Genomic DNA, 26,602 nt, shown 5'->3' with positions numbered 1-26,602 from the left:
CCCCTTTAATAAAGGTTCTGCGCGAGATACTCATCATTCACTCCTTAACACAGTTAGTATTCATAAAGTTTCATTTTCTTTCATTTGGCAAGTATAGCAAACTCTGTGCGCACAAATTGGGAGCTGGCTCACAAATTTCATAAATAGAAACCGCACTTTAAAAATTTTGCAAAAATAGGTCAATAAAAGGCAAATAAAGTGTTAAAGCAAAGTGCGCTTTTCGCCATGCGCCATGCGCCGTGGGCATTGCACTGCTTTGCTAGGGCAGAAAAGTGAAACTGCGTTTTTGTGGGCCAATTTTTGTGAGGTTGATCAAAAAAATGAAAATCTGTGATTGAGCTTTCGTTTTCTTTCGTTTATCTTTGGTGTAAGAAAATAAAAGCAGTAAAGGGTGTTGTTATGAAAAGTGTGATTGAGCGTCGAATGGATATTGTCAGCCTCGTGAATGCACAAAATTCCGCCCGGGTGGACGATCTCGCGACTCAATTTGGTGTCTCTGCGGTGACCATTCGCAACGATCTCAACTTTTTAGAACAAAACGGCTATATCTTGCGCTCCCATGGTGTGGCGATGCCCAACAAAGGGTTGATTGCGGAGTTGTCCAACTCAGAAAAACGCCAACGCAACAGCGGCATTAAGCAAAAAATTGGCGCTGCAGCGATGAAGTTTATCCACGACAACGACGCCATCATTCTAGACTCTGGCACCACCACGCGGGAGATTGCCAACCACTTGAAGCAGTCCTCGCGCGACAACGTATTGGTGATGACCAACGGGCTGGATATCGCAACGGAGCTTGCCAAAGCGGCCAACACCGAGGTGCTGATGACCGGTGGGCGGCTTAGAAAAAATGCCTTGTCGTTTTCAGGCCGGCAAGCGGAGATGAGCTTGCAAGAGCACTGCTTTAGCAAATTTTTCTAGGGGTTGATGGCTTTGATTTGCGTGCAGGCATCACCACCCACAATGAGCAAGAGGCCAACCTCAACCGCGCGATGTGTGATGTGTCAAACCACGTGGTGGCGGTGACGGATTCCAGCAAATTTGGCAAACAAAGTTGCCATGTGATCCGCCGCGCTTTTGAAATTGACACGTTGATTACCGATTCAGGTATCCCCGATGAGTATGTCAGCGCATTACAAGACAATGGCGTCGAGGTCATTATAGTAGATTAGTCAGGAGATAAGACAGTGAGTATTTTATTAGACGTTATTAAACAACATAAAGCTGGTGGACATAATGGGATTTATTCAATTTGTTCAGCCCACCCAACCGTGCTGGAAGCCTCTCTTTTGCAAGCGCTGAAAGACGACTCTGTGTTGTTGATTGAAGCCACCTCAAACCAAGTGGACCAATTCGGTGGCTACACCGGCATGACCCCAGCGGATTTCCGTGACTTTGTGTTAGATTTAGCGCGCCAAGTGAACTTCCCGAAAGAGCGTTTAGTGCTCGGTGGTGACCACTTAGGCCCGAACCGTTGGCAAGGCTTGAGCGCCGATGAAGCGATGAAAAACGCCGAAGGCTTGATTGAAGCCTATGTGGCTGCCGGCTTTGAAAAAATTCACCTTGACTGCAGCATGTCTTGCAAAGGCGACCCGGTGCCTTTGTCTGATGACATCGTGGCTGAACGTGCCGCACGCCTTGCGGTGATTGCTGAAAAAACCGCTGAAAAGTGCGGTAATGCAGGCAAAACCGTGTATGTGATCGGCACCGAAGTGCCAGTGCCAGGTGGCGAAGCTGAAGCCATTAACGAGCTTGAAGTGACCAACCCAGAAGCGGCGAAAAAAACCTTGAACACCCACCAACAAGCATTTGAAAAAGTGGGCTTGAACAACATTTGGGATCGCGTGATTGGCTTGGTGGTGCAACCAGGTGTTGAATTTGACCACACCAAAGTGATCGACTTTGTGCCAGAAAAAGCCAAAGCCTTGAGCAACGTGGTGAGCGAATTCCCTCACTTGGTGTTTGAAGCGCACTCCACCGACTACCAAACCGCGCAAGCGTACAAAGATTTGGTTGACAACCACTTCGCGATTTTGAAAGTGGGCCCAGCGTTGACATTTGCCTTGCGTGAAGGTTACTACGGCTTGTGCGGCATTGAAAAAGAGATCTTCCCTGAAGAAAAACGCGCTAATTTGCGTGAAGTGCTTGAAGATGTGATGCTGGCCAACCCAGACAACTGGGCGAAATACTACCACGGCGACAAACAACAACAATTCTTCGCTCGCAGCTACAGCTTCTCTGACCGTATCCGTTATTACTGGGCTAACCCAACTATCGGCGCGGCAGTAGATAAATTGTTCGCCAACTTTGAAGGCGTGGAAATCCCACTGCCATTGTTGAGCCAATACTTCCCTGAGCAATATGTCAAAGTGCGTGAAGGCAAATTGCAAGCCGACGCCAAATCATTGGTGATTGACAAAGTGCAAGGCGTGATTCGTGACTACGCGGCTGCGGCCTTTTTCAACCAAAATAAGGAATGGAGATTATGCAAAACTATTTAGGCTTCGCACTTGACCAACTTGAAAAGCAAAGTGCGGTCATGACAGCGAAAGAAATCAACCAACAACCGTCTTCATGGGCCAAGGCATTGAAAAACCTTGATGCGCAAAAAGCCCAAGTGTTGGATTTTATTAAACCGGTGATGGACGCTGAAGTCTCTCGCATCGTGTTCACCGGTGCGGGCACCTCGGCCTTTGTTGGCCACTCGATTGCGCCGGCTGTGCGCACTATTACAGGCAAACGCACAGAATCCATTGCCACAACGGATATCGTGTCTAACCCGTATCAATATTTCAGCGAAGATATCCCAACCTTGTTGATCTCATTTGCGCGCTCTGGCAACAGCCCTGAAAGCGTGGCCGCGGTGGATTTGGCCAACCAATGCTTAAGCAACGTGCGCCATTTGCTCATCACGTGTAACAAAGACGGTGCGTTGTATGTCAACGGGTCAAAACAAGACAACGCTTTACCACTGTTGATGCCTGAAGAAACCAACGACGGCAGCTTTGCGATGACATCGAGCTTCAGCTCCATGATGCTGAGTGCACTTTCTGTTTTCTTCTTGGCAAAAGGCTCAGTGGCCGAACGTTTTGGCTACATTGCAGAAAACACCGAGAAATTAATCCCACGTTATGTCGACTACGTCAAAGGCATCATTAACGATGGCATTGAGCGCATTATTTATCTCGGCAGCGGTGGCCTGCAAGGCTTAGCGCAAGAGTCTGCTTTGAAAATTTTGGAATTGACCGCCGGCCAAGTGGTGGCGACTTATGATTCCCCAATGGGCTTCCGCCACGGGCCAAAATCGATCGTGAACAACAAAACCATGATCGTGGAATATTTATCCAACAACGACTACACCCGTTTGTATGACGTGGATTTATTAAAAGAACTTCGTCGTGACGGCATCGCACGCCGTGTGACCGCCTTGACCGCACTTTCAGATGACGCCATTGCCAACCCTGATGTGCTGGTGCTAGACGGCTTTGAAAAAGCACAAGATTTTGAGCTGTTGTTCCCATACATTGTGTTTGCTCAAATCTATGCGCTTTACAGCTCACTGGCTCACGACATTACACCAGATAATCCTTGCCCAAGCGGTGAAGTTAACCGTGTTGTTCAAGGTGTGATTATTCATCAATTTACTAACTAACTTGGAGGATTATATGCCTAATATCGTATGGACACGTATTGACGAGCGTTTATTACACGGTCAAATTCGTATCACATGGGGCAAACACACTGGCGCTAACTTGATTTTGGTTGCCAACGACGCTGCCGCTGAAGGCCCAAATGCGGCGTTTATGCAAGCGGGCATGAAAGCGTCTGCTGGTGGTGAATATGCGGTGCGTTTTTTCACCATCCAAAAAACCATTGATGTGATTCACAAAGCATCACCTGCGCAAAAAGTCTTCATTCTTTGTAACAACCCAACCGATGTTGCGAAGCTTGTTGAAGGGGGCGTGCCTATTAAACATTTAAACATTGGTAATATGCACTTCCATGAAGGTAAAAACAGTTAACTAAAACAGTTTCTGTTGACGAAAAAGATATCGAGGCATTTAAAAAATTGGTAGCAGCCGGAGTGAAATGTACTGTACAGAACACACCTGATGCTCCTGAAGTCGATATTATGGATCTTATCAAATAATCTAATTGATATAGGAGTTTACGACTATGTTCTTTGAAGCACTCTTGGTTGCCGGATGGGCATTCCTGTGCGGTATCGATAAATACGATGTTGCGCTCAACATTCACCGCCCATTGATCACCGGCCCCGTTGTGGGCTTGATCATGGGTGACATGCAACTCGGTCTTGTCACCGGTGCAACCCTTGAATTGGCCTGGCTTGGTTTGGTGCCAAACGCCGGTGCGCAGCCACCTGATGTAACAATGGGGACTATTGCAGCCGTTGCCTTTGCGGTGATGACTAAACAATCTCCAGACGTTGCAATGGGTGTGGGCATGCCAATTGCGGTGGTGATGCAAATGTTAGTTATCGGCTTCTTCGCGGTAACCTCATTCACCATGGGCAAAGCAGACCGTTATGCTGAAAACGCGAACCCACGCGGCATTGACTTCTTGCTGATTGCCACCATCTCACTGCGTTCATTAATGTATGCCATTGTGGCCTTTGTGACCGTTTACTTCGGTGAACACGCTGCACAATGGATTGATGCTTACGCACCAAAAACATTGCTTGAAGGCTTAGGTTTGGGCGCACGTTTAGTCCCTGCAATCGGTTTTGCAATGTTATTAAAAATCATGTGGTCAAAAGAAATGGCCGGTGTGTTCTTCATCGGTTTCGTGGCAACCACTTACTTAAAACTACCAATCATGGCGGTGGCTATCATCGGTGGTTCAATTGCCGTACTGTACTACTACTTCTCTGGCAGCAACAACTCAAACAACCAACAAGCACAGGAGTTTGAAGATGGAATCTAATATGGAAAAAACAGGCTTAGTGGATAACATCGACGCATACCAAGACACCACTGTCCGCCAAGTCATCACCAAAGGCGACCTTTGGAAATGTGCAATCCGTGGCTTGTTCATGGAAGGTAACTTTAACTTTGAACGTATGCAAGCCGGTGGTTTTGCTTACTCCATCATCCCAGCGTTGGAAAAAATCCACGGCAACAACAAACGTGACTTAGCGACTGCGTTGAAAAACCATCTTCAGTTCTTCAATGCCAGCCCGAAATTGTTCACCTTCTTGTTGGGTACTGCCATTGCGATGGAAGAAAACAAAGAACAACCGTCTACAATCAACGTAATGAAAGTAGCGGGTATGGGCCCAACCGGTGGTGTGGGTGATGCAATCGACCACATGACCTTGATGCCATTAACCTTGGCATTGGGTGCGTCAATTGCTATCGAAGGCTCAATTGCCGGTCCATTCGTGTTCTTCATTCTTTACCAATTGGTGCACTTCTTCGTGTACTTTGGTTTGATGTTCATGGGCTACAAAGCTGGTACTGCGGCAATGGTTAGCATGAGTGATTCAACTGAAAAACTCGCGCGTGCCGCCAACATCATGGGTATCTTTGTTATCGGTGCACTGTGTGCGACCTTCATTCGGTTTAAAACCACCGCCACGCTCACCATGGGGGGCAAAGTGGTGCCGCTGCAAACCGACTTCTTTGACAAGATCATGCCGAACATTTTGCCATTGGCATTAGTTTTCTTAATGTTCAAATTGGTAAAAGGCACAGGCTTCTGGGCTAAACCACCTGTATTGATCTTCTCAACACTCGCATTTGGTGTTATCGGCCACTATATCGGTATCATCTAACCTTACCGTTAAGAGAGAAGTGCGCTTCTCTCTTAACGTCTTTTTATTTTGGGGGATATTATGTTAGGAATCGTTGTTTCTGGTCACTTAAACTTTGCCTCAGGTATGCAATCTGCTGTCCAAGCCATCGTTGGCAAACAAGAACAACTGGAATTTGTTGATTTTTTAGAAAGCATGTCAACCGAGCAATTGGAAGAAAAACTCGTTGAAGCGATGAAAACCGTCAACAGCGGTGAAGGCGTGCTGTTTTTAACCGACATTTACGGTGGTTCACCAACCAACCGTGCTATCAATATTTTACTGCAAAACCCAGATGTTGAAGTGGTCTGTGGTGCCAATTTATCCATGATCGTCAACGCCGCCCTTGAGCGCGAAGAATTTACGCTAAAAGAATTAAAAGACGCGTTAGTCAGTGGCGAAATGAGCAATATCAAAGATATCCGCTTTGAAGTGGAAGCGGCGATGAACGCACAAGACGACGAGTGCGAAGACGGTCTATAATAGTCAAAGTGCGGTTGACCGCACTTTTTAAAAAGGAGCATGTATGAGCATTCAAAAAGACGCGGTGCAAACCCTGATGAAACGCGTGTATCGCTGGCAGGCGGCTAACCAAACCCGCAGCGTTATTCGCCGTTCAGGCAAAACCCGTTTTATTAAAGACACCGACTGGGAGCGCGGCGTATTTTGGTCTTGCGTGGCGGCCGCATGGAAGGCCACCGGCGACAACGACTATCGCGACGGCGTGCTAAATTACACCTTACACACTGGCTTTCGTACCGGCCCTAACGCCCGTTTTGCCGATGATTTGGTGTGCGCGCAAGGCTATATTGATGTTTACCCTGAAATCAACCAAGAAGAAGCGCTTGAGCCAACCATCAACTTCATCAATGACATGATCGACAACCCAAAACCTGGCCGAGAAGACTGGTGGTGGTGCGACTCACTCTTTATGGCGCCGCCGGCGTTTGCCAAATTGAGCAAACAAACAGGCGATGCCAAATACGTTGACTACATGAACCAAGCATTTTGGGACAGCGTAGAACACCTGCAAGACCCAGAAACCGCACTTTTCTATCGCGATCATCGCTACATTCCTGACGGCAAAGGCAGCGAAATGCGTGAAGCCAACGGCGAAAAAGTGTTTTGGAGCCGTGGCATTGGCTGGGTGATTGCCGCAATTCCACGCATTTTGGAAAGCGTGCCGGCCGATTTTGCCGATCGCGATCGTTATTTGGCGTTGTACAAACAACTGGCTGAACAAGTTGTCAAATACCAACACGACGACGGCTTTTGGCGTGCCAGCTTGCTTGACCCAGACAACTTCCCAGCGCCAGAAAGCTCCGCCAGCTCGCTCTTTTGCTATGCGCTCGCTTGGGGCGTGAACCACAACGTGCTAGACAAAGCAACCTATTTGCCAGTAGTTGAAAAGGCGTGGTCCGCGCTGGAAAGTGCGGTGCACGAAAACGGCATGATCGGTTGGGTTCAGCTGCCAGCCTTTAACCCGCGTGATGTGAAATTTGAGCACAATATTGACTACGGCGCAGGCGCATTCTTGCTCGCCGGCTGTGAAGTGCAAAACATCAATCAATAAGCAATGAGTTGATGAAAAACCCTAAGTGCGGTAAAATGAACCGCACTTTCAATATATTTGAAGAGTATTTTTTAAGCGACATTTAAGGAAAAGCATTTATGAAAATTGCATTAATGATGGAAAACAGCCAAGCGGCAAAAAACCCAATTATTTTAAAAGAATTACAAAGCGTGGTAGCCCCAAAAGGCTACGATGTGTATAACGTCGGTATGGACAGCGAAAACGACCATCACCTCACCTACATCCACCTTGGCATCATGGCCAGCATTTTGTTGAACTCTAAAGCGGTTGATTTTGTTATCGCCGGTTGCGGCACAGGCCAAGGCGCATTGATGTCGTTGAACGCGCACCCAGGCGTGGTGTGTGGCTACTGCTTAGACCCAGCAGATGCTTTCTTGTTTGCCCAAATCAACAACGGTAACGCCTTGTCTTTGGCCTTTGCAAAAGGCTTTGGCTGGGGTGCGGAGTTGAACGTTCGCTATATGTTTGAAAAAGCCTTTGCCGGCGAACGTGGCCAAGGCTACCCAGTTGAGCGCAAAGAGCCACAATTGCGCAACGCAGGCATCCTAAACCAAGTGAAAGCCGCTGTAGCGAAAGACAACTACCTTGACACCTTGAAAGCCCTTGACCCAGAATTGGTGAAAACCGCTGTCACTGGCGAGCGCTTCCAAGAATGTTTCTTCAACAACTGCCAAGATGACGAAATCCGCGCATACGTTGAAAGCGTGTTAAAAGCATAATTTCACACACATAAAAGCCAGCATTACGCTGGCTTTGTCTAATTCAAGAGGTGATAGCATGGCGAAAAAAGTAGCAATTATCGGCGAATGCATGGTTGAGCTGAAAAAAGAAGGCGACCTTTACAGCTCGGGCTTTGGTGGGGATACCTTAAATACCGCACTTTACCTTTCTCGTTTGACAGAAAATCAAGGCGTGGATGTCGCTTACCTCACCGGCCTTGGCACCGACGAGTTCAGCCGCACAATGTTGGACGCATGGCAGCAAGAGGGCATCAATACTGATTTGGTGGCCATTTCTGAGAAAAAACTGCCAGGGCTTTACACCATCTCCACCCGCGAAGACGGCGAGCGTGATTTCCGCTACTGGCGCAGTGACGCCGCCGCGCGCTTTTGGCTCTCGAGTGTGGATATCGAGGCGCTTTATCGCACGTTGAGTGATTATGAACTGATTTATCTCAGCGGCATTAGCTTGGCTATTTTGCCGGAAAAAGAGCGCAACATTTTATTCGACCTGCTAGAACGCGCCCACAACAACGGCGTGAAAATCGCCTTTGACAACAACTATCGCCCAATTTTGTGGGAAAGCAAAGAAGCCACGCAAGCCGCCTACGCCCGCATTTTAAAACTCACCGACATTGCGTTTTTAACCTTTGATGATGAAGTGATGCTCTATGGTGATAGCGCATTGAGCGAATGCCTTGACCGCACTTGTGCGTTTGGCGTGCGTGAAATTGTGATCAAACGTGGCAGCGAATCGTGCATTGTGGTCACCCGTGATGAGCGCGTGGAGCTGGCACCAACACCGGTGAAAAACGTGATCGATACCACCGCGGCGGGGGATTCCTTCAGCGCAGGCTACCTTGCCGAGCGGCTTTTGGGCAAACCGATCTTAGATGCCATCGCAGGCGGGCACCGTTTGGCCGGCACTGTGATTCAACACAAAGGGGCGATCATCCCGAAAGCGGCGATGCCGACAAAATAATCTTCAAGCAGGCGCAAGCCTGCTTTGCTTTTTCCGCGTAATGGTTTTATTATAAGCAGAAGATGAGAATCATTTTTAATAGGAGAGTCTATGTCTAACTTAAGACAACAACGTTTAAAAAAACTGTGCAGCGACGCTAACATCATTGGCGCGCTGGCGATTGACCAACGCGGCGCATTGCGTCGTATGTTAGGCGAGGGCGCCACCAACGAGCAACTGGCGGCCTTCAAAGTGCTGGTATCCCAATACCTCACCCCTTATGCTTCCTCGATTTTGCTTGACCCTGAAGTGGGTTGGAATGCCGCCAGCCAACGCGCACCGAACGCAGGGCTTTTGATGGCTTATGAAAAAACCGGTTATGATAAAACCGTGCCAGGCCGTTACCCAGATTTGATTGATGATGTATCCGTCTATCGCTTAAAAGAAAAAGGCGCCGACGGCGTGAAATTGCTGCTTTACATCGACATCGACGAAGGCAAAGCCGTCAACGACGTGAAAGAAGCCTTTGTGGAACGTGTGGCCGCAGAATGCAAAGCTGAAGAAATGCCGTTTTTCTTGGAATTAGTCAGCTACGACGCGAAGGTGACTGACGCAAAAGAATACGCCAAGCTCAAACCGCGCAAAGTGATTGAAGCGATGAAACTGTTCAGCCAACCGCGCTTTGGCGTTGACGTGCTGAAAGTGGAAGTGCCAGTGAACATGAATTACGTTGAAGGCTATGGCGAAGAGGTGGTTCACACCCAAGCACAAGCCAAAGCGTTTTTCAAAGAGCAAAGTGATGCAACCAACACGCCGTTTATCTTCTTAAGTGCGGGTGTGAGCTCTGAGCTGTTCAACGAAACCTTGCGCTTTGCCAAAGCCGCAGGCAGCCACTTCAACGGCGTGCTGTGTGGCCGCGCAACCTGGGCGGGCGCTGTGGATGTGTTCAAAAACGAAGGCGAAGAGGCCGCACGCGCCTGGCTTGAAACCCAAGGCCGCGCGAACATTGAAGCGCTCAACGTGGTGCTCAACGAAAACGCGACCCCAATTACATTGTAATTTTTAGGCGTTATCGCTTGATAACGCCTTTTTTCTCTTTTGAGTTTATGGAGTGATTTTGCAGCAATCTAATACCAAGCCAACCTACTTCCATGTGATGGCAAAGCCAAGTAGCTTCAACTGCAATATCAAGTGCGAATACTGCTTTTATCTTGAAAAAGAAGCGGTGCTTGCCCACAAAGTGGATTTGATGAGTGACGACACACTCAAAGCCTACGTGAAGAATTATATTGAATCTCACGCCGGCGACAGTGTCGATTTTGCCTGGCAAGGCGGCGAGCCCACCTTGATGGGGATCGATTTTTACCGCAAAGCGCTGGCCTATCAGCGGGAATTTGCCAATGGCAAAACCATCACCAACAGCTTTCAAACCAACGGCATTGCTTTTAACCGCCAGTGGATGGAGCTGTTTAAGCAGAACAATTTTTTAATCGGCATCTCGGTTGATGGCGCCAGTGCGGTGCACGACAAATACCGCATTTCTATCAACGGCCAGCCCACCTTTGAGCGTGTCAAGCGCGGCATTAACTTGCTCAAAGAGTATGAAGTGGATTTCAACACGCTGACTGTGATCAACGATCAAAACTGGCACAAAGGGGTTGAAACCTACGAGGCACTCAAAGATCTCGGCTCCACCTTTATGCAGTTTATCCCGATTGTTGAGGTGGCCAATTACGATTTAACCAAGGCCGATTATTCCCCGAATAAAAATGCTCGCATGGCGCCGTTTTCTGTCCCGCGCGAGGGCTACGGGCGCTTTTTGCTCGATGTGTTCAACCACTGGGTGCGCCGTGATGTGGGCAAAATTTTTGTGCGCGAGTTTGACAACTTGCTCGGCCAATGGATGGGCTTTCCGTCCACCAGCTGCATTCACACCGTGACCTGCGGCAAAGCGGTGGTGATCGAGGCCAATGGCGATATTTATTCCTGCGACCACTTTGTTTACCCCGCATACAGAGTGGGCAATGCGGCCAAAACGCCCCTGACAGAGATCATCAATTCGAAAAAACAAGTGGCCTTTGGTGATGCCAAGCGTGATACTTTAACCAAAGCGTGCGAAAAGTGTGATGTCAAACTCATCTGCCACGGCGGCTGCCCAAAACATCGCATTGTGCCGCTCAAAGGTGAGGTGCACAAACACAATTACCTCTGCCCATCCTACCAGCTCTTTTTCCGCCAAACTGCGCCTGTGATGAACCGCATGCGCCAAATTGTGCAGCGTGGTGGGCTGGCAGCAGAGATTATGACAATGATTCGATAAAGCTATCATTCAATGGCCTAAGTGCTTAAAGTACCTAAAGTACCTAAAGTACCTAAAGTACCTAAAGTACCTAAAGTACCTAAAGTACCTAAAGTACCTAAAGTACCTAAAGTGCGGTTGAAGGGTAATGTTAACAATCCAACGACAAAGGAGTCATAATGAAACTATCATTATTAAATAAATGCCTACTCTCCGCGATGGTGGTAGGCGGGGTGGCACAGCCTGTTTATGCAGCCGAGCAAGCGCATAAACCGAATGTGCTTGTGATTGTGATGGACGATCTCGGGTCAGGGCAGCTGGATTTTGCACTGGATACCCTCGATAAAAATGAGCTGAGTAAACGGCCTGTAGCGGCGCGTTATCAAGGCGATTTAGACAAAATGATCGATGCCGCCCAGCGTGCGATGCCGAATGTGTCTCAGCTGGCAGCCGACGGCGTGAAAATGACCAATGCGTTTGTGGCGCACCCCGTGTGTGGGCCATCCCGTGCGGGCATTTTCACCGGCCGTAACCCAGGTTCAATGGGCATTTACAGTAATGATGATTCCTTTAATGGCATCCCATTAGATGTGAAATTACTGCCAGCCTTGTTCCAAGAAAACGGCTACACCACAGCCAATATTGGTAAATATCACAATGCCAAAGTCAACAAAGACAAATCCATTGGCCGCATCACCAAGCCAGAGGATAAACGCACCCGTGATTACCACGACAACTTTGCCTCCGTTGCCGAAAAAGGCTACGCCCCTTATGAACGTGGCTTTGATTATTCGTATAGTTACTATGTGTCTGGTGCCGCCCTTTGGGATTCACCTGCACTGTGGCGCAACGATAAAAATGAAACCTCTTGGGGCTATTTGACCCACAATTTAACCGATGAAGCGTTGAATTTTATTGATAAATCGGGCGACAAGCCATTTTTCCTTAATCTCGCTTACAGCGTGCCGCATATTCCATTAGAAGAAGCGTCACCGGCGAAATACATGGACAAATTCAACACCGGCAATGTTGAAGCGGATAAATATTTTGCCGCCATCAATGCAGCCGATGAAGGCATTGGCAAAATTATTCAAAAATTAAAAGACGAAGGCAAATGGGATAACACCATTGTTTTCTTCCTCTCCGATAATGGCTCTGTGCATGAAGCGCCAATGCCACTTAACGGAAACGACCGCGGCTTCAAAGGCCAAATGTATAACGGCGGTGTGCATGTGCCATTTATTGTTTCATGGCCAAATCACATCCCAGCGGGCAGCGTGAATAACACCTTGGTTTCTGCCATTGATATTTTGCCAACTGCGTTGACAGCGGCCAACATTAACATTCCAGCCGATCTCAAGCTTGATGGCAAAGATATTTTGCCTGTGTTAGAAGGCAAAGAAAAAACCTCGCCACACCAATATTTATATTGGGCCGGCCCTGGTGCAAAACACTATAGTGAAGAGAACCAAAAATTCTGGAATGATTATTGGCACTACATCACTTATCAAACCAATGAAGTCCCTAAAAATCCAAATCTTGAAAAATTGTCAAAAAGCTCATGGGCAATTCGCGATCAAGATTGGGCGTTATACTTCTACAATGATGGATCGAATAAATTGCGTCTTTTCAACGACAAAGACGATCCATTTGAAAGCCAAGATTTAGCTGAAAAATATCCTGAAAAAGTCAAAGAAATGCAAAAAGCATTCCATGACTGGATTGTAAAACAGCCCAAACCAGTTGCTTGGAATCCTGAAGAATTTAAAGCGATTGAAGATTCTTCAAATCCCCAAGGATAATGATTAAGCGGGCGCAGGCCCGCTTTCTTCTCGAGGACGAATCATGCAAAAACTCACACTAACCTTATTAGACAAAGACAACAACATCAAACTCGCTCGCAGTGATTTTGACGAAATCGCTACCACCTACAAAGGCGAATATGCCGAGGGCGATGCGTGGGTGGTGGAGGCGCAAAGCTACCCGTGTTTTTTAAAAGTGCGGTTGGAAGACAGCTTTGAAAGTGCGCTGCTGTATCTCACCGAAAAGCTGGTGTTCACCATTCCATTTGGCGACGGCGTGCGGGTGTATAACTCTGACAAAGCCTTCCGCGGCGGGTTGCATTTTGTGTGGGTGCGCACGGCCAGAGAGTATGAAATCCAGCAATACGGCAATTTGGCCTACAACCCTTATCAACAAGCCGAGCAGCAAGGCGTTTACCCCTGCGCACTGAGCAATATCAAACCCGGCAACATCCGCTTTGCCCCACGCAACGTGATTGACGGCGCTTTTGATACCAACGCCCACGGCTCCTATCCGTACACCTCGTGGAGTAACGCGCAAGACCCGCAGGCTGAACTGACCATTGATTTTGGCCGCCCCGTGGAGGTTGATGGCGTGGTGCTTTATCTGCGCGCTGATTTCCCGCACGACAGCTGGTGGCAATCCATCACCGTGACCTTTGACGGCGAACACGCCGAAGTGCTTGAGGCCGAACGCACCGGCAAAGCGCAGCACTACCACTTCAGCGCCCGCCAATGCCAACGCATCACACTCACCAACCTCATCAAAGGCAAAGAACACGCCCCTTTCACCGCACTTTCCCAACTTGAAGTGCTCGGGCGCAATGTGTAAAACACCAAAATAAAAGTGCGGTTGACCGCACTTTTTCATTCACTTAGCACATTAAAATAAAAGAATTTATTTTTCTCTTTAAAGGCGATAGACTGGTCTACTGGCCTTTGAAAAAGGAGATGAATTATGTTAAATGACTTAAAAGAATTGCGTGTTAGTCTTGAGGTTGGCGCGTTATTGTGGAGTGATAAGGGAGGCGTTGATTCTTCAATGTTGCCGATTTCTCCCACATTAGTTGAGCAGATTGAAACGTTGATCCAGGATTTTACTTTCAAGGTGTTGGAGGGGAACGTAGCATTTAATAAAGAGTGCGAGCGTTTTTATACACAAGAGACAGAGATTGCCAAACAATTACAACGAGAGCTTCCTGGTGTGGTGATACAATTATGGCATTGGGGGCAATGGGTTGAACTTGATAAAGCGTTGTATCAAATTGAAATTGAAGATGAAAAAACGTCGGGTGGATATTTTTGGGTTGGTGTTTGCTCAGGGCCGATTATCGATTACTTTAGAGATAGCAGGAAAAGTGAATTTTTGATGGTGCTGGAGGTAAGATTCGAGCTTTCTTATCTTTATATTGGTTTTTAGCGCGTTATTTTGATTTAAGTATTCAAGGGCGAGTGCCAGATGAAGAGTATGGCATAATTGAGGAAAATTTTGATTGGTGGGGTGACAATATTTTCACCTATGAGAGTATTAACAAGCTTATTACAGATTTGCGTAATCTCCTTTCATTATTAAGCGATAAGCCCGAGAGTGAAAAATTGGAGTATTTCAAATCTCAGGTGCGAGAGAGTGGATTTGATTATGAGTTTATGAATCTTTTTATCCAGATCTTGAATGGAGAGCGTTGAGTGCAGAGGAGCAAAATGCGTTTATTGTCGCTCATAGATATGTTTATGCCGACTTCTATTCAAGATTTATCACCAAAATATCAAAGGCAATGCAAGAGCATCCGCAATATCCTTATGTGTGTTTTAGCGGACCTTAACAGCTAGCACGCAGCCGAGGCTGCGTGTTAGCCAAGTTCTGAGAGGAGGTCTGGGCGTTTGTGCAGGAGCTTGATCAAGGTGGCAGCGGCACCGCTGGGTTGGCGCTGGCCTTGCTCCCACGATTTCAAGGTGTTGACTGAAATCCCCAATTTTTGTGCAAATTTGTTTTGGCTTAAGCCTGATTTTTGCCGCGTTTCCCAAATTGGTGAGCTGTGCACCATAGTTTTGCGGGCATAGTGGCCGCGTTTTACTTCTTCGAGTGCGGCAGTTAAACTTTCTCGAATTTCTTCTGCGTCAGGGTCATCGGCAATCACGGCTTCGACCATTTTGCGGATATCCCAATTTTTGATTTCCTCGTTCATACTTTGCCCCTTAGCTGCTTACTTTCTTGGTGTGAAATCGACGCTTTCACATTTTTGGTATAAAGATCAAGCATGATAATGTAACCGTTGGCGAGCATATTAAAATAAATAATGCGCGCGCCACCGCGCTTGCCTCTACCACTGGCGTGCCAACGCACTTTACGCAACCCATCTGAGTGGGGAATAACATCCCCGACTAATGGATCTGATGCAATATAAGCAAAAAAGCGTAATCGCTCTTCTTCACTCCAAATGCGGCTGACTTTATTTTAAATTGTTCTGATTCAATAATCGTATACATAGTATCCCACAATACAGCTGTGTTGCAGTGTATTATGGGATACTTTGTATCTTATTGCAACTGTTTTGGCAACGTTGCTGAAGATGGATTAAAACACGCGTTTAAATGGCTTAACAATCACCTCACCATAGACGCCTGCATCAACATAAGGGTCGGCTTTGGCCCAGTCTTGGGCAGCTTCAAGGCTGTCGAATTGGGCAACAACGGTAGAGCCTGTGAAGCCAGTCTCTTTTGGGTCTTCGCTGTCGATGGCTGGGTTGGGGCCGGCGAGGAGCAGTCGGCCTTCGTCTTGCAGCGCTTTAAGCCGTGCAAGGTGTTGCTCACGCACGCTTAGGCGTTGGGCGAGGGTGTTGGGTTTGTCTTGGGCGAAAATCACATAATACATATCAACTCTCCATTTCAAGTTCACGCATGGCTTTGTCAAGCTCGGGGTTGTTGGTTTTATTGATAGGGCGCGGGCGGCCGTTTTTGTCGATAGCAACAAAGGTGAACACCGCATCGGTGACGCAATAGCGTTCACTAAATGGCTCGGTGGAAACCTTTTTCACCCACACTTCCACCTCCACTTTCAGCGAGCTGTTGCCTACTTTTACGCAGCGGCCGTAGCAGCAAATCACATCCCCCACGGTCACCGGTCGGATAAAGTTGATTTTGTCGACGGAAACCGTCACAACCGGGCCTTGGGCGATTTCTTTGGCCATGATGGCGCCGCCTAAGTCCATTTGCGACATGATCCAGCCGCCAAAAATGTCGCCATTGGCGTTGGTGTCTGACGGCATTGCCAAAGTGCGCAGCAAAAGCCGCCCACGAGAAATCCGCCCAGGGTTGGCGCCAGCTTGAGTTTCTACAAATTCGTTTGCCATGATTAATCCTTGTGTGTATTTTTGCTTTCTTGTGGCAAGTATTTATACAAATAAACGCCCGTGGCGACAGTGGCAATCAAGGTCAGCCCCAAAATGCCAAAGACTTTAAAGTTATACCACGCGTCGTCAGAAAAATAGTGACTGATGATGATGTTCAACACCATACAGATGATGAAAAAAACGGCCCAACCGAGGTTAATGGTGTTCCAAACAGCCTGCGGCAGCTCGAGCTCTTTGCTGAGCAGGGATTTCACCAGCGGTTTGTGGAAGAGATATTGACTGACCAAAAGTGCGGTCGCGAAAATGGCATAAACCACCGTGACCTTCCATTTCAAAAAGGCAAGATCGTTAAAATAGACGGTCAGCAGGCCGAAAAAGACTACTGCAACCGCCATGATTTTTTGCGATTTTTCAATTTTGCCAAATTTCAGCTGCAACACAACGAGTTGAACTAGCGTGGCGACAATCAGCACTACAGCGCTGATTTGCACGCCGTAGAGTTTGTAGGCGATGAAAAATAAAATCAGCGGGATAAATTCAATCAACTGCTTCATCACGCGCTCCGCTGCATAAATTGATGATAAAAGCGGTAGGTGAAAATCAAACTAAACACCGCAATGGTGGAGCTCACCAGCGTGGAAATAACATCCATCGCCAAGCCGTCACCAAGGCGTGCCAGTTGCACGTTGACCGCACTTGGCAAAATATAAGCAATAACGGTGAACAAAAACAGCGACAACATCCGCCCTGTGCCTTGTTGCCACACGCGCTTCATCGCGGTGTTGAGGGCGAGGTTATCAATCACATACGCATAAGGCGCCAGTGACAGGCGCACAAACATAAACCCACCGAGCAAAATGGCCACCAGCCCTAAAATGCCGCCCGCACCCGTGATGAGGCTCAAAATCGCCAAGGTCAATGGCAGCACCACAAACAAGTTGAGCAGCAAAAACGGCAGCAATTGCTTGAGGCTGGCTGCCAGCGCGCCGGCGTAATTAATGTGATGGGTGCGGCTGACTTGCATAATGGCGTTGAGCAGCCACAGCGTCACCACCAGCACCGCCACTTGGCCGGCCACCGCGATGATGGCCTGGGTTGGGTTGAGTTGGTTGCTTTCATTGACCAGCGGGTCCAGCGGCAAGGCGCGCAAGGTGAATGCGATAATGGCTTGTAGCACAATAAAAAACAGCGTCATCTGCTTTTGATTGCGCATGAAATTGACACAGTCTTGGATAATGGCGGTAAAATTCATTGCATTAGGCTTCCTGTTTGGCTAAACGGAGCCAAGTATAGCAAGTTGAAGGGGCGTTTTCACCCATTTTTGATGGCAAAAGTGCGGTCGGTGACCGCACTTTGATTATTTATAGTCTTGAAATTCCGCTTGGCTATTAAGCAATTGCGCGCGCGTGATGGAAAACACGCCATCGCCGCCATTTTTGAACTGAATCCAGTTGAACGGCACATTCGGGAATTGCTCTTGCAAATGCACCATGCTGTTGCCCACCTCGCACACCAGCACGCCGTGCTCGGTTAAATAATCGGCAGCATTCGCTAAAATGCGTTTGACCAGCACCAGCCCGTCGTCGCCGGCTTCGAGCGCCATTTTTGGCTCGTGTTCATATTCAGCTGGCATATCGTCGAGATCTTCAGCGTCAACATAAGGCGGGTTGCACACAATCAGGTTGTAGCTGTCTTGCGGCAGCGCTTCAAACAAGTCGGATTTGAGCGGGAATACGTTTTGCAACGCATCGTGTTTTTCAATGTTGATCTCCGTCACCTCTAAGGCATCGTCGGAGAGATCGACGGCGTCAATTTCCGCATTCGGGAAACGCTCAGCGCAGGCAATCGCGATGCAGCCGCTGCCGGTGCAGAGATCCAAAATGCGTTTTGGCTCTTCTTGCAAAAGGCCAGTAAAGCCGTCTTGAATCAGCTCGCCAATGGGTGAGCGCGGCACAATCACGCGTTCGTCAACATAAAACGGCAAGCCGCAAAACCATGCTTGATTGGTGATATACGCCAGCGGTTTGCGCTCGCTGATGCGGCTAATTAAGGCATTGAAAATGCGATCTTTTCGTGAAAGGTCAGGTTGGATGAATAAAGCGCTTGCGGCACATCTTGTGGCAAATGCAAGCACGAGAGCACCAACTGCACGGCCTCGTCCCAAGCGTTGTCTTGCCCGTGGCCGTAATAAATATCGGAGGCGTTAAAACAGCTATACGCCCAGCGTAAGTAGTCTTGAATGTTGCGCAAGTCTTCATAAACAGGCGCGTCGGACATTTCTTCAATGAGTTCTTGATTGAATGTGGTTTCGTCTGACATTGTGTACCTCTGTAATTATTTTAAGCAATAGTTATATCACATTTTCGCCATTATGGCATTAGCGTGATAAAATAGATTTTTTAGCTACAACGCACACAGACCGATTATGAGCTTAGACGAAGACGACATCATGCTGTTTCGCAGCCAAGTGCGCGGGGTCAAGGCACTGCGCCAAGACACCCACAGCGCGCCTGTGCGCAAAACACTGAAAAAGCGCGAGCGCATGTTAGAGGCCCAAAAGCAAGATAATTTATTTATTTTTCAGACCAATACGAACCGCACTTAGAAGAGGGCGAAACCATTCGCTACCGCCGTGAAAACGAGCAACCGCACTTGCTCAAACAACTGCGCCGAGGGGATTTTGAGCCTGAGTTGTTTTTGGATTTGCATGGCCTGACCCGCGAGCAAGCCAAGCAAGAGCTGGCCGCGTTGCTGCTGGCCTGCGAGCAAGAAAATGTCGCGTGTGCCAGCATCATGACAGGCTACGGCACCTATGCCCTTAAGCAGCAAATCCCGCGCTGGCTGGTGCAGCACCCGAAAGTGCGGGCGCTGCACCAAGCCCCCAAAGAGTGGGGCGGTGATGCGGCCTTTTGTTTTATTTGACGTGCAAAGCTAAGATCTAAGGAGAATGGCATGCCCTCTGTGAACCAATCTGCGCTGGTCGGCTTTAGCGCGCAGCAGATGTATCAACTGGTTAATGACTACGAGCAATACCCGCACTTTTTGCCCGGCTGCGTGGGGGCGCACACCCTCAATCGCAGCGAAAAAGAGCTCACCGCTGAGCTGGTGATCAGCAAAGCGGGCATCAGCCAGCAGTTCACCACCCACAACGTGATGCAGCCCAACCGCGAGATTTTGATCGAACTGGTTGAAGGGCCGTTTCGCTTTTTAAAAGGCATGTGGCGCTTTGATCCGCTGGATGAATGCTCGTGCATCATCCGCTTGCAGCTGGAGTTTGAATTTTCGAACTTTTTAATCAGCAAAGTCTTTGGTAAGATTTTTGAACAGCTGACCCAAAAAATGGTGGCCGCGTTCAAGCAGCGCGCAAATGAGGTGTACGGTGGCTGAGAAAATTCGTATCCAAATCGCCTACGCCTTGCCTGAGCGGTATTTTTTGCAGGATTATGCCGTGGAGCCAGGCACCACGATTCAAAGTGCGGTCATCAGCTCGGGCATTTTGACGCAGTTTCACGACATTGACCTGCGGAAAAATCAAGTGGGCATCTTCGCCCGCCCAGCTAAGCTCACTGACGTGCTGCAAGACGGCGATCGCATTGAGATCTACCGCCCACTGCTGGCGGACCCGAAAGAGATCCGCCGCAAACGCGCCGAGCAGCAACGCCTTGAGCAAGAGGCCGAGAAAGCCCGCGAGCGCGAGCTCAAACGCGAACAAAAGCGCCTTGATAAGGCCAACGCCCAGCCTCAAGATTGACGGCAAATACAAAGTGCGGTTGACCGCACTTTGGTTTTTTTACAGCCAAGTATAGTAAGCCAACAGCCCAATCACCAACACACAGAACACGTTCAGCAAAATGCCCACTTTGGCCATATCCGACTGCTTGATGTAGCCGGTGGAATAGACAATTGCGTTCGGCGGTGTGGCAATCGGGAGCATAAAGGCGCAACTGGCCCCGCAGGCAATGATCGCCGCCAGCGCGATAGGCGGGGCGTTGAGGCTGTCGGCCACCGAGATGAAAATCGGCATTAATAACGCGGCACTGGCGGTGTTGGAGGTGAATTCGGTTAAAAAGATCACAAAGCACGTCAACACAATGGTGATCATCAGCCAGTGCTTGTTGCCGATAAATTGCACGATGGTGTCGGCCAAAATATGGCTCGCGCCTGAGCTTTTCAGCACCACGCTTAAGGTTAACCCGCCGCCAAAGAGCAACAACACACCCCACTCCACGTGCTTTTGCACCTCGCTCCAGCGTGCAACGCCACTGGCCGTGAGCGCCACCACCGCACTAAGTGCAATAATGCTGTCGAAGCTTTGAATTTTTTCGCTTAGATTCAGCACTTGCGTCAGCACAGGGTTGATGAGTGAGCTGAACACCAAAATCAATGCGGTGATCCCAAAGATGATTAACGTCAGCCATTTTTGGCGATCAAGCGGCACTTTTTCGCTCTCAAAGCGAAATTGAATATTAAAATTCGGCCGTAAAATTACCCACAGCGCGATGATCATTGAAGGCATCAGCAACATCATCACCGGGAAGCCGTATTTCAACCACTCAGCAAAGGAAATATCCAACTGCGAGGCTAAAATGGCATTCGGCGCGCTGCCGATCAAGGTGCCGATGCCGCCAATGCTGGAGCTAAACGCCATTCCCAATAAAATGAATATATACAGCGAGCGGTGCTGCTTGTAGTCAATATCCCGCAGCAGGCCCAGTGTCAGTGGCAGCATCATGGCCGCGACGGCGGTGTTGTTAATCCACATCGATAAAAAGGCCGTCACAGTGAAAAGATAGACCACTGTCAGCGCCAAATTGCCGCCAGCGAGGCGAATAATGTAGTGCGCGATGAGCTTGTCGAGCTCTTGCAGCCGCAGCACGGCGGCGAGCACAAAGCCACCAAAAAACATGAAAATAATTGGCGTGGCAAAGGGCGCCAGTGCCGCTTTGGTGTTAATCAGCCCAAGCAAAATCGCCACCACCGGCACCATCAGCGAGGTGACGGTGATGTTAAATGCCTCAGTGAGCCATAAAATGCCGATAAAACACAGCAACGCCAGCCCGCGGTTTTCACTCGGCGAGAAGGGCAGGGTGTTGATCAGAATGAAAAGCAGCGCCACATCGAGCACAAAAATGATGCCGCTGCAATAAGGTTTAAGTTGTTGCCAAATTGAAGGTGATGTTGTCATAAAACGGTCCTAATATGTTAACCCTTAATTTTTAACATATTTGCAACAAAATGAAAAAGGCCTTTTCGCAGATGTGTGAGCCAGGTGGCATTTTAGGGGAGGAAAGTGCGGTTGACCGCACTTTGCATTATTTATTGTGTGGGTTGCGGGTGTTGGTGTTGACCAAATTGCGCATCAGCAGTGCGTAGTTCAACTCAACATCGTCGGGCACGGCCAAAAAGACAAAGTGGCCGTCGCCGAGCGCGGCCTCCACAGCTTCACCTTTGCGGTTAATCATGGAGTCGATTTTGAACACGATGTTGCCTTGCGGCGTCATCATTTCCACCTCGTCGCCGAGCAAAAATTTGTTTTTCACCGCCACTTCAGCGAGGTTGCCTTTGCGCACGCCTGTGAATTCGCCCACAAATTGTTGCTTATCGGAGATGGAATAGCCGTAGTCATAATTTTGGTATTCATCATGGGTGTGGCGGCGCAAAAAGCCCTCGGTGTAGCCGCGGTGGGCGAGGGATTCAAGCGTGGTCATCAAGCTTTCGTCAAACGGCTTGCCAGCGGCGGCATCATCAATCGCTTTGCGATACACTTGCGCGGTGCGCGCGCAGTAATAAAACGATTTGGTGCGCCCTTCAATTTTGAGCGAATGAACACCAAGTGCGGTCAGGCGCTCCACGTGTTGCACGGCGCGCAGGTCTTTCGAGTTCATGATGTAGGTGCCGTGCTCGTCTTCAAACGCGGTCATCTCTTCATCAGGGCGTTGCGCTTCAGTCAGCAAGAAAACTTTATCGGTGCTCGCGCCTTCGCCCAGGGTTGGTGCCACGTTTTTCACGTCAATGCGTTGTGAGGGATCGACAATCTCACCGAGCTCATTTTCTTGCCCTTCTTTCACGTTATATTCCCAGCGGCAGGCGTTGGTGCAAGTGCCTTGGTTAGGGTCGCGTTTATTGATGTAGCCCGAGAGCAAGCAACGGCCAGAATAGGCCATGCACAGCGCACCATGAACAAACACTTCAAGCTCCATTTCTGGCACTTGCGCGCGGATTTCGGCAATTTCGTCGAGCGAGAGCTCGCGCGATAAAATCACGCGGGTCAGCCCCATTTGCTGCCAAAATTTCACACTCGCCCAGTTCACCGCGTTGGCTTGCACGGAAAGATGAATCGGCATATCAGGGAAATGCTCACGCACCAGCATAATCAGGCCAGGGTCCGACATAATCAGTGCGTCTGGCTGCATCTCGACCACTGGCGTGAGGTCGCGGATAAAGGTTTTCAGCTTGGAATTGTGCGGCGCGATGTTGACCACCACATAAAACTTTTTACCCAGCGCGTGGGCTTCATCAATCCCAATTTTGAGATTGGCGTGGTTGAATTCGTTGTTGCGCACCCGCAGGCTATAGCGCGGCTGGCCGGCATAAACGGCATCGGCGCCGTAGGCAAAGGCATAGCGCATATTTTTCAGCGAGCCGGCCGGCGAGAGCAGCTCGGGTTTGTGTGTTGTCATAATGGTCTCTTCTGATGTCAGGTCAGGCTATACCAAAGTGCGGTATAGGGGGCGGCAATTTTAGTCTTTTGCGCCCAGCCTTGCAAGCAATCTGATTGAATTTGAGCCAATTCGGGTTATAATTTCACTTTATTTCATAGGGATAAGGGCAGGCTATGCAGCAGCTTTTGCAACAACCATGGGCAGCTCGGCTGCAATCAGACAACGCACGCGACAATGACTACCGCTCACCATTTCAGCGCGACCGCGGGCGGCTGTTGCACTCGGCGGCGTTTCGCTGCCTGCAGGCCAAAACCCAAATCCACGCCGTGGGCGAGAATGATTTTTATCGCACTCGGCTGACGCACTCGCTCGAGGTGGCACAAATTGGCAGCAGCCTGCGCATGCAGCTCAAGCAGCGCAATGTGCTTGCCCAACTCGGCGATGACACCCTCGCCGTGCAAGCCAAAGCGGCGCTGCCGTCTATTTCGCTGGTGGAATCGCTCTGTTTTGCTCACGACATCGGCCACCCGCCGTTTGGCCACGGTGGCGAGGTGGCGCTCAATTATATGATGTGCCAGCACGGCGGCTTTGAGGGCAATGCGCAAACGTTTCGGATTTTAACCAAGCTGGAGCCCTACACCCAAAGTGCGGGCATGAACCTCACGCGCCGCACCCTGCTCGGCGTGGTGAAATACCCCACCATTTTAGATGAATCCTCCCCGCAATATGCCCAGCTGCCCGCGCAAACGGTGCGTGACCCGCGTTATATCAACATGGGCCAATGGCGGCCAGGCAAAGGCATTTTCCGTGATGATAAGGTGATTTTTGATTGGGTGCTCAGCCCGTTGAGTGACGAAGAACGGCAAGAGTTTTGTCGCACCCAGCCGCGTGAGAGTGCCGAGCAAACGGTGAAAACGCTGTATAAATCCCTCGATTGCTCGATTATGGAGCTGGCGGACGACATCGCCTACGCGGTGCACGATTTGGAAGACGCCATCGTGGTGGGCATGGTCAACCTCCAGCACTGGCAACAGGCGCTCACCCAGCTCAAACAGTGCCATTCGCAATGGATTCGTGAACACATTGATCAACTGACCGAAAATCTCTTTTCTAACTTGCATTTTGAGCGCAAAAATGCCATTGGTGCCTTGGTGAATTTTTTCATCACCGCCGTGCGCTGGAAGGTGCAAGCGCCTTTTCAAACCGCACTTTTGCGTTTCAATGCAGAACTGCCCGCAGAGGTGATTGAGGTGTTGCAAATTTTCAAAATTTTCGTGCGTGATTACGTTATCCGCCACGTCAACACCCAGCGCATTGAATACAAAGGCCAACGCATTTTGACCGAACTGTTCCAAATTTTCGCCTCCGACCCCGAGCGCCTGCTGCCCACCAACACCGCCAACCGCTGGCGAGCCGCGCAAGATAATGATAAACACCGCATCATCTGCGACTACATCGCCGGCATGTCGGACTCCTACGCCCTGAAAGTCTACCAACAACTTTAACGCCAAATTTCACGCAAAAAAAGCCCTTCATCAGAAGGGCAAAGTATTTGGAGTCATACTTTTAGGGTATGTGGTCATTATAACAACAATATTTCACATTTCAATAACAAATTTAACTTTTGTTTAAACTTGTGATAGTGGTCACGTTTTTTTGGGCGTTCATGGTGTGTTCAACGTGTTGCCATTTATATCAAACGCTTTGTGATAACCCATTTTCTGACGCTTCTTTTTATTTTATTGTTAATTGCTTTTCTTCTGAGAGTATATTTCACATATTGCTGACTTGGTATAAAAAAGGCAGTGATAAGCAATAACATCCAATTATGTTTATAATTGACATTTATTTACCTATCTTTTGTGACTTAAATAATATTTTGTTTTATCGATTAATATTTCGTCAGCAATTGTCATCTTTTTTATTCGAGTGATTAAAATAAAGCATAATTTGGTGATTAAGTAACTATATGCTTTTTGTATTTGATTTGCGTCAATGGTCTGAGAATTGCCTTTGCTGTACACTCATGCCTCTTTATTTAACGATTCAAGAAAATACGATGAGTGATATAACAATAAATTTTTAAAAATGAAGTAGTAACTATGTTGCTACTCGCATTTGTGATTTTTCCTTTCATGATGGCGATATGTGTTGGGGCATTTGGTCTTGTTGTGTGGCTGCTACAACTGTTTGTGATTGGTTTGCCAAGCGCATAAGGTGATGAGATGAAAAAGCTTTTTATAATTATAAAACAGGTATTCTCTCGGCCGCCTGCCAAAATTGGCTTAGGCGTTTTGGTGCTAGTTGGTTTTATTGCTGGTGCGATAAGCTGGCAGCTTTTCAACGACGTGATGGATAAAACAAGTACTGAAGAGTTTTGCGTGAGCTGTCACTCCATGCAGAAACCACTTGCTGAGTTGAAAGAAACTGCGCACTGGTCTAATGCCAAGGGGGTAACTGCTACGTGTTCAAGCTGCCATTTGCCGCATGATAAAACCGCAAAATATGCAAGAAAAGTGCAAGCAAGCCGTGAAGTGTTTGCCGAGTTAACAGGGAAATTTGATGACCCTGAAGCCTTTGAAAAACACCGCCTAGAGATGGCTGAACGTGAATGGGCTCGTTTTAAAGCCAATGGTTCAAAAGAGTGTAAAGCGTGTCATCAATATGCGCGAATGGATTTCGATAAAATGTCGCCAGCTGCGCAAAAAGCGATGAAAGGAGCTGCTGAGCGTGATCAAAGTTGTGTTGATTGCCACAAAGGTGTTGCTCACCACTTACCGCAAAAAACAACCGCACAGGTGGATAATAGCAGTAAATTTGATGATTTGGTTGTTCATTCACTGAGTGAAGGTAATGTTTACTACACCAAATCTTCATTACCACTTTTTGCTTCATCTGCTTTAGAGCAACGCATTGGTGATATTGAAAGTGCGGTGCCAGTCAAATTAGTGAAAATTGAAAAGAACGCTTATCTCATTGAGTTAGATATGTGGCGTAAAAATAAAGGGTTTGGACGAGTTTGGTACCATCAATTTGGGGTAAATATCACTGACGCTGTGCTTGATAAAGACTTCATGCAAAGCAAACCGCACTTTGATGTAGTGTCTAGCAAAGGCGACCCCTTAACAGGGCTTGATTGGCAGCAAGTTCAAATGCAGGTATGGATTAAAGAAAATAGCCTTATCTCTGATATTGATGCGATCTGGAAGGATGCGGAATCTGTGTATAAAACACAATGTAGTACTTGCCACCGTCAGCCAGATATCGCGCATTTTGATGCCAATAGCTGGATCGGCTTATTCAACGGTATGGTTGGCTTCACCAATATGGATGAGCAAACCAGTAAGGAAGTGTTACGCTATTTACAACTTCATTCATCTGATTTTCAAGAACATAAATAAGG

27 protein-coding genes and 4 pseudogenes are annotated in these 26,602 nt (G+C 48.4%); 22 read left to right on the top strand and 9 right to left on the bottom strand.

Features of this window, described 5'->3' with window-relative positions:
- Window positions 1–399 precede the first annotated feature (399 nt).
- From agaR to HPC37_RS04980, 12 genes and pseudogenes are all read left to right on the top strand, one after another.
- A pseudogene (agaR, locus tag HPC37_RS05035) lies at window positions 400–1,172 on the top strand (transcriptional repressor AgaR).
- Between the two features lie 15 nt (window positions 1,173–1,187).
- Window positions 1,188–2,501, top strand: a complete 1,314-nt coding sequence (gene kbaZ / locus HPC37_RS05030; protein ID WP_208122094.1) for a tagatose-bisphosphate aldolase subunit KbaZ — start codon at window positions 1,188–1,190, stop codon at window positions 2,499–2,501.
- Window positions 2,486–3,652, top strand: coding sequence for an SIS domain-containing protein (locus tag HPC37_RS05025; RefSeq protein ID WP_208122093.1), 1,167 nt, complete (start codon window positions 2,486–2,488; stop codon window positions 3,650–3,652). The genes kbaZ and HPC37_RS05025 overlap by 16 nt, the downstream gene beginning before the upstream one ends.
- Window positions 3,653–3,665: 13 nt before the next feature.
- Window positions 3,666–4,150: pseudogene (gene agaV / locus HPC37_RS05020) on the top strand (PTS N-acetylgalactosamine transporter subunit IIB).
- Between the two features lie 26 nt (window positions 4,151–4,176).
- Entirely contained in the window at window positions 4,177–4,944 is a 768-nt protein-coding gene (gene agaW / locus HPC37_RS05015; RefSeq protein WP_208122092.1) for a PTS N-acetylgalactosamine transporter subunit IIC, read from the top strand.
- A gap of 1 nt (window position 4,945) precedes the next feature.
- A complete protein-coding gene (locus HPC37_RS05010; RefSeq protein WP_235961422.1) occupies window positions 4,946–5,794 on the top strand; it encodes a PTS system mannose/fructose/sorbose family transporter subunit IID in 849 nt (282 codons plus the stop codon).
- Window positions 5,795–5,854: 60 nt separating this feature from the next.
- Window positions 5,855–6,295: a PTS galactosamine/N-acetylgalactosamine transporter subunit IIA gene (gene agaF, locus HPC37_RS05005; RefSeq protein WP_208122090.1), complete on the top strand. Its 441-nt coding sequence runs from the start codon at window positions 5,855–5,857 to the stop codon at window positions 6,293–6,295.
- Window positions 6,296–6,338: 43 nt separating this feature from the next.
- On the top strand, window positions 6,339–7,385 hold the full coding sequence (locus tag HPC37_RS05000; protein ID WP_208122089.1) for a glycoside hydrolase family 88/105 protein: 1,047 nt from the start codon (window positions 6,339–6,341) through the stop codon (window positions 7,383–7,385).
- A 98-nt stretch (window positions 7,386–7,483) separates the two neighbouring features.
- The gene (locus tag HPC37_RS04995) at window positions 7,484–8,125 is read left to right on the top strand and encodes an RpiB/LacA/LacB family sugar-phosphate isomerase (protein ID WP_208119271.1); all 642 of its coding nucleotides are present in this window, start codon (window positions 7,484–7,486) and stop codon (window positions 8,123–8,125) included.
- A gap of 58 nt (window positions 8,126–8,183) precedes the next feature.
- On the top strand, window positions 8,184–9,107 hold the full coding sequence (gene kdgK / locus HPC37_RS04990) for a 2-dehydro-3-deoxygluconokinase (RefSeq protein ID WP_208122088.1): 924 nt from the start codon (window positions 8,184–8,186) through the stop codon (window positions 9,105–9,107).
- Window positions 9,108–9,197: 90 nt separating this feature from the next.
- Window positions 9,198–10,145 carry a tagatose 1,6-diphosphate aldolase gene (locus HPC37_RS04985; protein WP_208122087.1) on the top strand — a complete coding sequence of 316 codons (948 nt, stop codon included), beginning with the start codon at window positions 9,198–9,200 and terminating at the stop codon, window positions 10,143–10,145.
- 97 nt (window positions 10,146–10,242) lie between these two features.
- Window positions 10,243–11,406 carry an anaerobic sulfatase maturase gene (locus tag HPC37_RS04980; RefSeq protein WP_208122098.1) on the top strand — a complete coding sequence of 388 codons (1,164 nt, stop codon included), beginning with the start codon at window positions 10,243–10,245 and terminating at the stop codon, window positions 11,404–11,406.
- Between the two features lie 17 nt (window positions 11,407–11,423).
- Here the strand turns inward: HPC37_RS04980 and HPC37_RS11250 are convergent, their stop codons facing one another.
- Window positions 11,424–11,543: a thiocillin family RiPP gene (locus HPC37_RS11250; protein WP_208122086.1), complete on the bottom strand. Its 120-nt coding sequence runs from the start codon at window positions 11,541–11,543 to the stop codon at window positions 11,424–11,426.
- A gap of 21 nt (window positions 11,544–11,564) precedes the next feature.
- Here HPC37_RS11250 and HPC37_RS04970 point away from each other — a divergent pair, with 21 nt between their 5' ends.
- The 4 genes from HPC37_RS04970 to HPC37_RS04955 all read left to right on the top strand — a co-directional run bounded on the left by HPC37_RS04970 (window position 11,565) and on the right by HPC37_RS04955 (window position 14,873).
- A complete protein-coding gene (locus HPC37_RS04970) occupies window positions 11,565–13,187 on the top strand; it encodes a sulfatase family protein (protein WP_208122085.1) in 1,623 nt (540 codons plus the stop codon).
- A gap of 43 nt (window positions 13,188–13,230) precedes the next feature.
- A complete protein-coding gene (locus HPC37_RS04965) occupies window positions 13,231–14,019 on the top strand; it encodes a discoidin domain-containing protein (RefSeq protein WP_208122084.1) in 789 nt (262 codons plus the stop codon).
- Window positions 14,020–14,145: 126 nt separating this feature from the next.
- Window positions 14,146–14,607: a hypothetical protein gene (locus HPC37_RS04960; protein ID WP_208122083.1), complete on the top strand. Its 462-nt coding sequence runs from the start codon at window positions 14,146–14,148 to the stop codon at window positions 14,605–14,607.
- A 32-nt stretch (window positions 14,608–14,639) separates the two neighbouring features.
- A complete protein-coding gene (locus tag HPC37_RS04955) occupies window positions 14,640–14,873 on the top strand; it encodes a hypothetical protein (protein WP_208122082.1) in 234 nt (77 codons plus the stop codon).
- A 164-nt stretch (window positions 14,874–15,037) separates the two neighbouring features.
- Here the strand turns inward: HPC37_RS04955 and HPC37_RS04950 are convergent, their stop codons facing one another.
- From HPC37_RS04950 to prmB, 6 genes and pseudogenes are all read right to left on the bottom strand, one after another.
- Complete coding sequence (locus HPC37_RS04950) at window positions 15,038–15,373, bottom strand: helix-turn-helix domain-containing protein (RefSeq protein WP_208122081.1); 336 nt, start codon at window positions 15,371–15,373, stop codon at window positions 15,038–15,040.
- A 389-nt stretch (window positions 15,374–15,762) separates the two neighbouring features.
- Entirely contained in the window at window positions 15,763–16,059 is a 297-nt protein-coding gene (locus HPC37_RS04945) for a YciI family protein (RefSeq protein WP_208122080.1), read from the bottom strand.
- A gap of 1 nt (window position 16,060) precedes the next feature.
- The gene (gene yciA / locus HPC37_RS04940; RefSeq protein WP_208122079.1) at window positions 16,061–16,537 is read right to left on the bottom strand and encodes an acyl-CoA thioester hydrolase YciA; all 477 of its coding nucleotides are present in this window, start codon (window positions 16,535–16,537) and stop codon (window positions 16,061–16,063) included.
- A gap of 2 nt (window positions 16,538–16,539) precedes the next feature.
- Window positions 16,540–17,091, bottom strand: coding sequence for a septation protein A (locus HPC37_RS04935; RefSeq protein ID WP_208122078.1), 552 nt, complete (start codon window positions 17,089–17,091; stop codon window positions 16,540–16,542).
- On the bottom strand, window positions 17,091–17,789 hold the full coding sequence (locus tag HPC37_RS04930) for a hypothetical protein (RefSeq protein WP_208122077.1): 699 nt from the start codon (window positions 17,787–17,789) through the stop codon (window positions 17,091–17,093). The genes HPC37_RS04935 and HPC37_RS04930 overlap by 1 nt, the downstream gene beginning before the upstream one ends.
- 105 nt (window positions 17,790–17,894) lie before the next feature.
- A pseudogene (prmB, locus tag HPC37_RS04925) lies at window positions 17,895–18,856 on the bottom strand (50S ribosomal protein L3 N(5)-glutamine methyltransferase).
- Between the two features lie 106 nt (window positions 18,857–18,962).
- On the opposite strand from prmB, the pseudogene smrB reads away from it, so the two are divergent.
- The 3 genes and pseudogenes from smrB (at window position 18,963) to HPC37_RS04905 (ending at window position 20,288) form a co-directional block, all read left to right on the top strand.
- Window positions 18,963–19,459, top strand: a pseudogene (smrB, locus tag HPC37_RS04915) (endonuclease SmrB).
- Between the two features lie 30 nt (window positions 19,460–19,489).
- Window positions 19,490–19,924, top strand: coding sequence for a type II toxin-antitoxin system RatA family toxin (locus HPC37_RS04910; protein ID WP_208122075.1), 435 nt, complete (start codon window positions 19,490–19,492; stop codon window positions 19,922–19,924).
- The gene (locus HPC37_RS04905; protein WP_208122074.1) at window positions 19,905–20,288 is read left to right on the top strand and encodes an RnfH family protein; all 384 of its coding nucleotides are present in this window, start codon (window positions 19,905–19,907) and stop codon (window positions 20,286–20,288) included. The genes HPC37_RS04910 and HPC37_RS04905 overlap by 20 nt, the downstream gene beginning before the upstream one ends.
- A 39-nt stretch (window positions 20,289–20,327) precedes the next feature.
- Here the strand turns inward: HPC37_RS04905 and HPC37_RS04900 are convergent, their stop codons facing one another.
- On the bottom strand, window positions 20,328–21,722 hold the full coding sequence (locus HPC37_RS04900) for an SLC13 family permease (protein ID WP_208122073.1): 1,395 nt from the start codon (window positions 21,720–21,722) through the stop codon (window positions 20,328–20,330).
- Window positions 21,723–21,849: 127 nt separating this feature from the next.
- On the bottom strand, window positions 21,850–23,217 hold the full coding sequence (gene trhP, locus HPC37_RS04895; protein ID WP_208122072.1) for a prephenate-dependent tRNA uridine(34) hydroxylase TrhP: 1,368 nt from the start codon (window positions 23,215–23,217) through the stop codon (window positions 21,850–21,852).
- A gap of 155 nt (window positions 23,218–23,372) precedes the next feature.
- On the opposite strand from trhP, the gene HPC37_RS04890 reads away from it, so the two are divergent.
- The 3 genes from HPC37_RS04890 to torC all read left to right on the top strand — a co-directional run bounded on the left by HPC37_RS04890 (window position 23,373) and on the right by torC (window position 26,600).
- The gene (locus HPC37_RS04890; protein WP_208122071.1) at window positions 23,373–24,704 is read left to right on the top strand and encodes an anti-phage deoxyguanosine triphosphatase; all 1,332 of its coding nucleotides are present in this window, start codon (window positions 23,373–23,375) and stop codon (window positions 24,702–24,704) included.
- A 573-nt stretch (window positions 24,705–25,277) separates the two neighbouring features.
- On the top strand, window positions 25,278–25,415 hold the full coding sequence (locus tag HPC37_RS04885) for a nitrate/trimethylamine N-oxide reductase NapE/TorE (RefSeq protein ID WP_345790010.1): 138 nt from the start codon (window positions 25,278–25,280) through the stop codon (window positions 25,413–25,415).
- A 9-nt stretch (window positions 25,416–25,424) separates the two neighbouring features.
- A complete protein-coding gene (gene torC, locus HPC37_RS04880) occupies window positions 25,425–26,600 on the top strand; it encodes a pentaheme c-type cytochrome TorC (protein WP_208122069.1) in 1,176 nt (391 codons plus the stop codon).
- Window positions 26,601–26,602: the final 2 nt, after the last annotated feature.

The organism is Spirabiliibacterium mucosae, assembly GCF_014884965.1.
Classification (GTDB): domain Bacteria; phylum Pseudomonadota; class Gammaproteobacteria; order Enterobacterales; family Pasteurellaceae; genus Spirabiliibacterium; species Spirabiliibacterium mucosae.
The sequence above is the reverse complement of the archived record's forward strand: the minus strand, read 5'-3'. Positions and strand labels throughout refer to the sequence as shown.

Coding starts and splice junctions, on each gene's coding strand:
- HPC37_RS05025 (WP_208122093.1), top strand. CDS start 2,486: ATGCAAAACTATTTAGGCTTCGCACTTGACCAACTTGAAAAGCAAAGT.
- agaW (WP_208122092.1), top strand. CDS start 4,177: ATGTTCTTTGAAGCACTCTTGGTTGCCGGATGGGCATTCCTGTGCGGT.
- HPC37_RS05010 (WP_235961422.1), top strand. CDS start 4,946: ATGGAAAAAACAGGCTTAGTGGATAACATCGACGCATACCAAGACACC.
- agaF (WP_208122090.1), top strand. CDS start 5,855: ATGTTAGGAATCGTTGTTTCTGGTCACTTAAACTTTGCCTCAGGTATG.
- HPC37_RS05000 (WP_208122089.1), top strand. CDS start 6,339: ATGAGCATTCAAAAAGACGCGGTGCAAACCCTGATGAAACGCGTGTAT.
- HPC37_RS04995 (WP_208119271.1), top strand. CDS start 7,484: ATGAAAATTGCATTAATGATGGAAAACAGCCAAGCGGCAAAAAACCCA.
- kdgK (WP_208122088.1), top strand. CDS start 8,184: ATGGCGAAAAAAGTAGCAATTATCGGCGAATGCATGGTTGAGCTGAAA.
- HPC37_RS04985 (WP_208122087.1), top strand. CDS start 9,198: ATGTCTAACTTAAGACAACAACGTTTAAAAAAACTGTGCAGCGACGCT.
- HPC37_RS04980 (WP_208122098.1), top strand. CDS start 10,243: ATGGCAAAGCCAAGTAGCTTCAACTGCAATATCAAGTGCGAATACTGC.
- HPC37_RS04970 (WP_208122085.1), top strand. CDS start 11,565: ATGAAACTATCATTATTAAATAAATGCCTACTCTCCGCGATGGTGGTA.
- HPC37_RS04965 (WP_208122084.1), top strand. CDS start 13,231: ATGCAAAAACTCACACTAACCTTATTAGACAAAGACAACAACATCAAA.
- HPC37_RS04960 (WP_208122083.1), top strand. CDS start 14,146: ATGTTAAATGACTTAAAAGAATTGCGTGTTAGTCTTGAGGTTGGCGCG.
- HPC37_RS04950 (WP_208122081.1), bottom strand. CDS start 15,373: ATGAACGAGGAAATCAAAAATTGGGATATCCGCAAAATGGTCGAAGCC.
- HPC37_RS04945 (WP_208122080.1), bottom strand. CDS start 16,059: ATGTATTATGTGATTTTCGCCCAAGACAAACCCAACACCCTCGCCCAA.
- yciA (WP_208122079.1), bottom strand. CDS start 16,537: ATGGCAAACGAATTTGTAGAAACTCAAGCTGGCGCCAACCCTGGGCGG.
- HPC37_RS04935 (WP_208122078.1), bottom strand. CDS start 17,091: ATGAAGCAGTTGATTGAATTTATCCCGCTGATTTTATTTTTCATCGCC.
- HPC37_RS04930 (WP_208122077.1), bottom strand. CDS start 17,789: ATGAATTTTACCGCCATTATCCAAGACTGTGTCAATTTCATGCGCAAT.
- HPC37_RS04910 (WP_208122075.1), top strand. CDS start 19,490: ATGCCCTCTGTGAACCAATCTGCGCTGGTCGGCTTTAGCGCGCAGCAG.
- HPC37_RS04905 (WP_208122074.1), top strand. CDS start 19,905: ATGAGGTGTACGGTGGCTGAGAAAATTCGTATCCAAATCGCCTACGCC.
- HPC37_RS04900 (WP_208122073.1), bottom strand. CDS start 21,722: ATGACAACATCACCTTCAATTTGGCAACAACTTAAACCTTATTGCAGC.
- trhP (WP_208122072.1), bottom strand. CDS start 23,217: ATGACAACACACAAACCCGAGCTGCTCTCGCCGGCCGGCTCGCTGAAA.
- HPC37_RS04890 (WP_208122071.1), top strand. CDS start 23,373: ATGCAGCAGCTTTTGCAACAACCATGGGCAGCTCGGCTGCAATCAGAC.
- torC (WP_208122069.1), top strand. CDS start 25,425: ATGAAAAAGCTTTTTATAATTATAAAACAGGTATTCTCTCGGCCGCCT.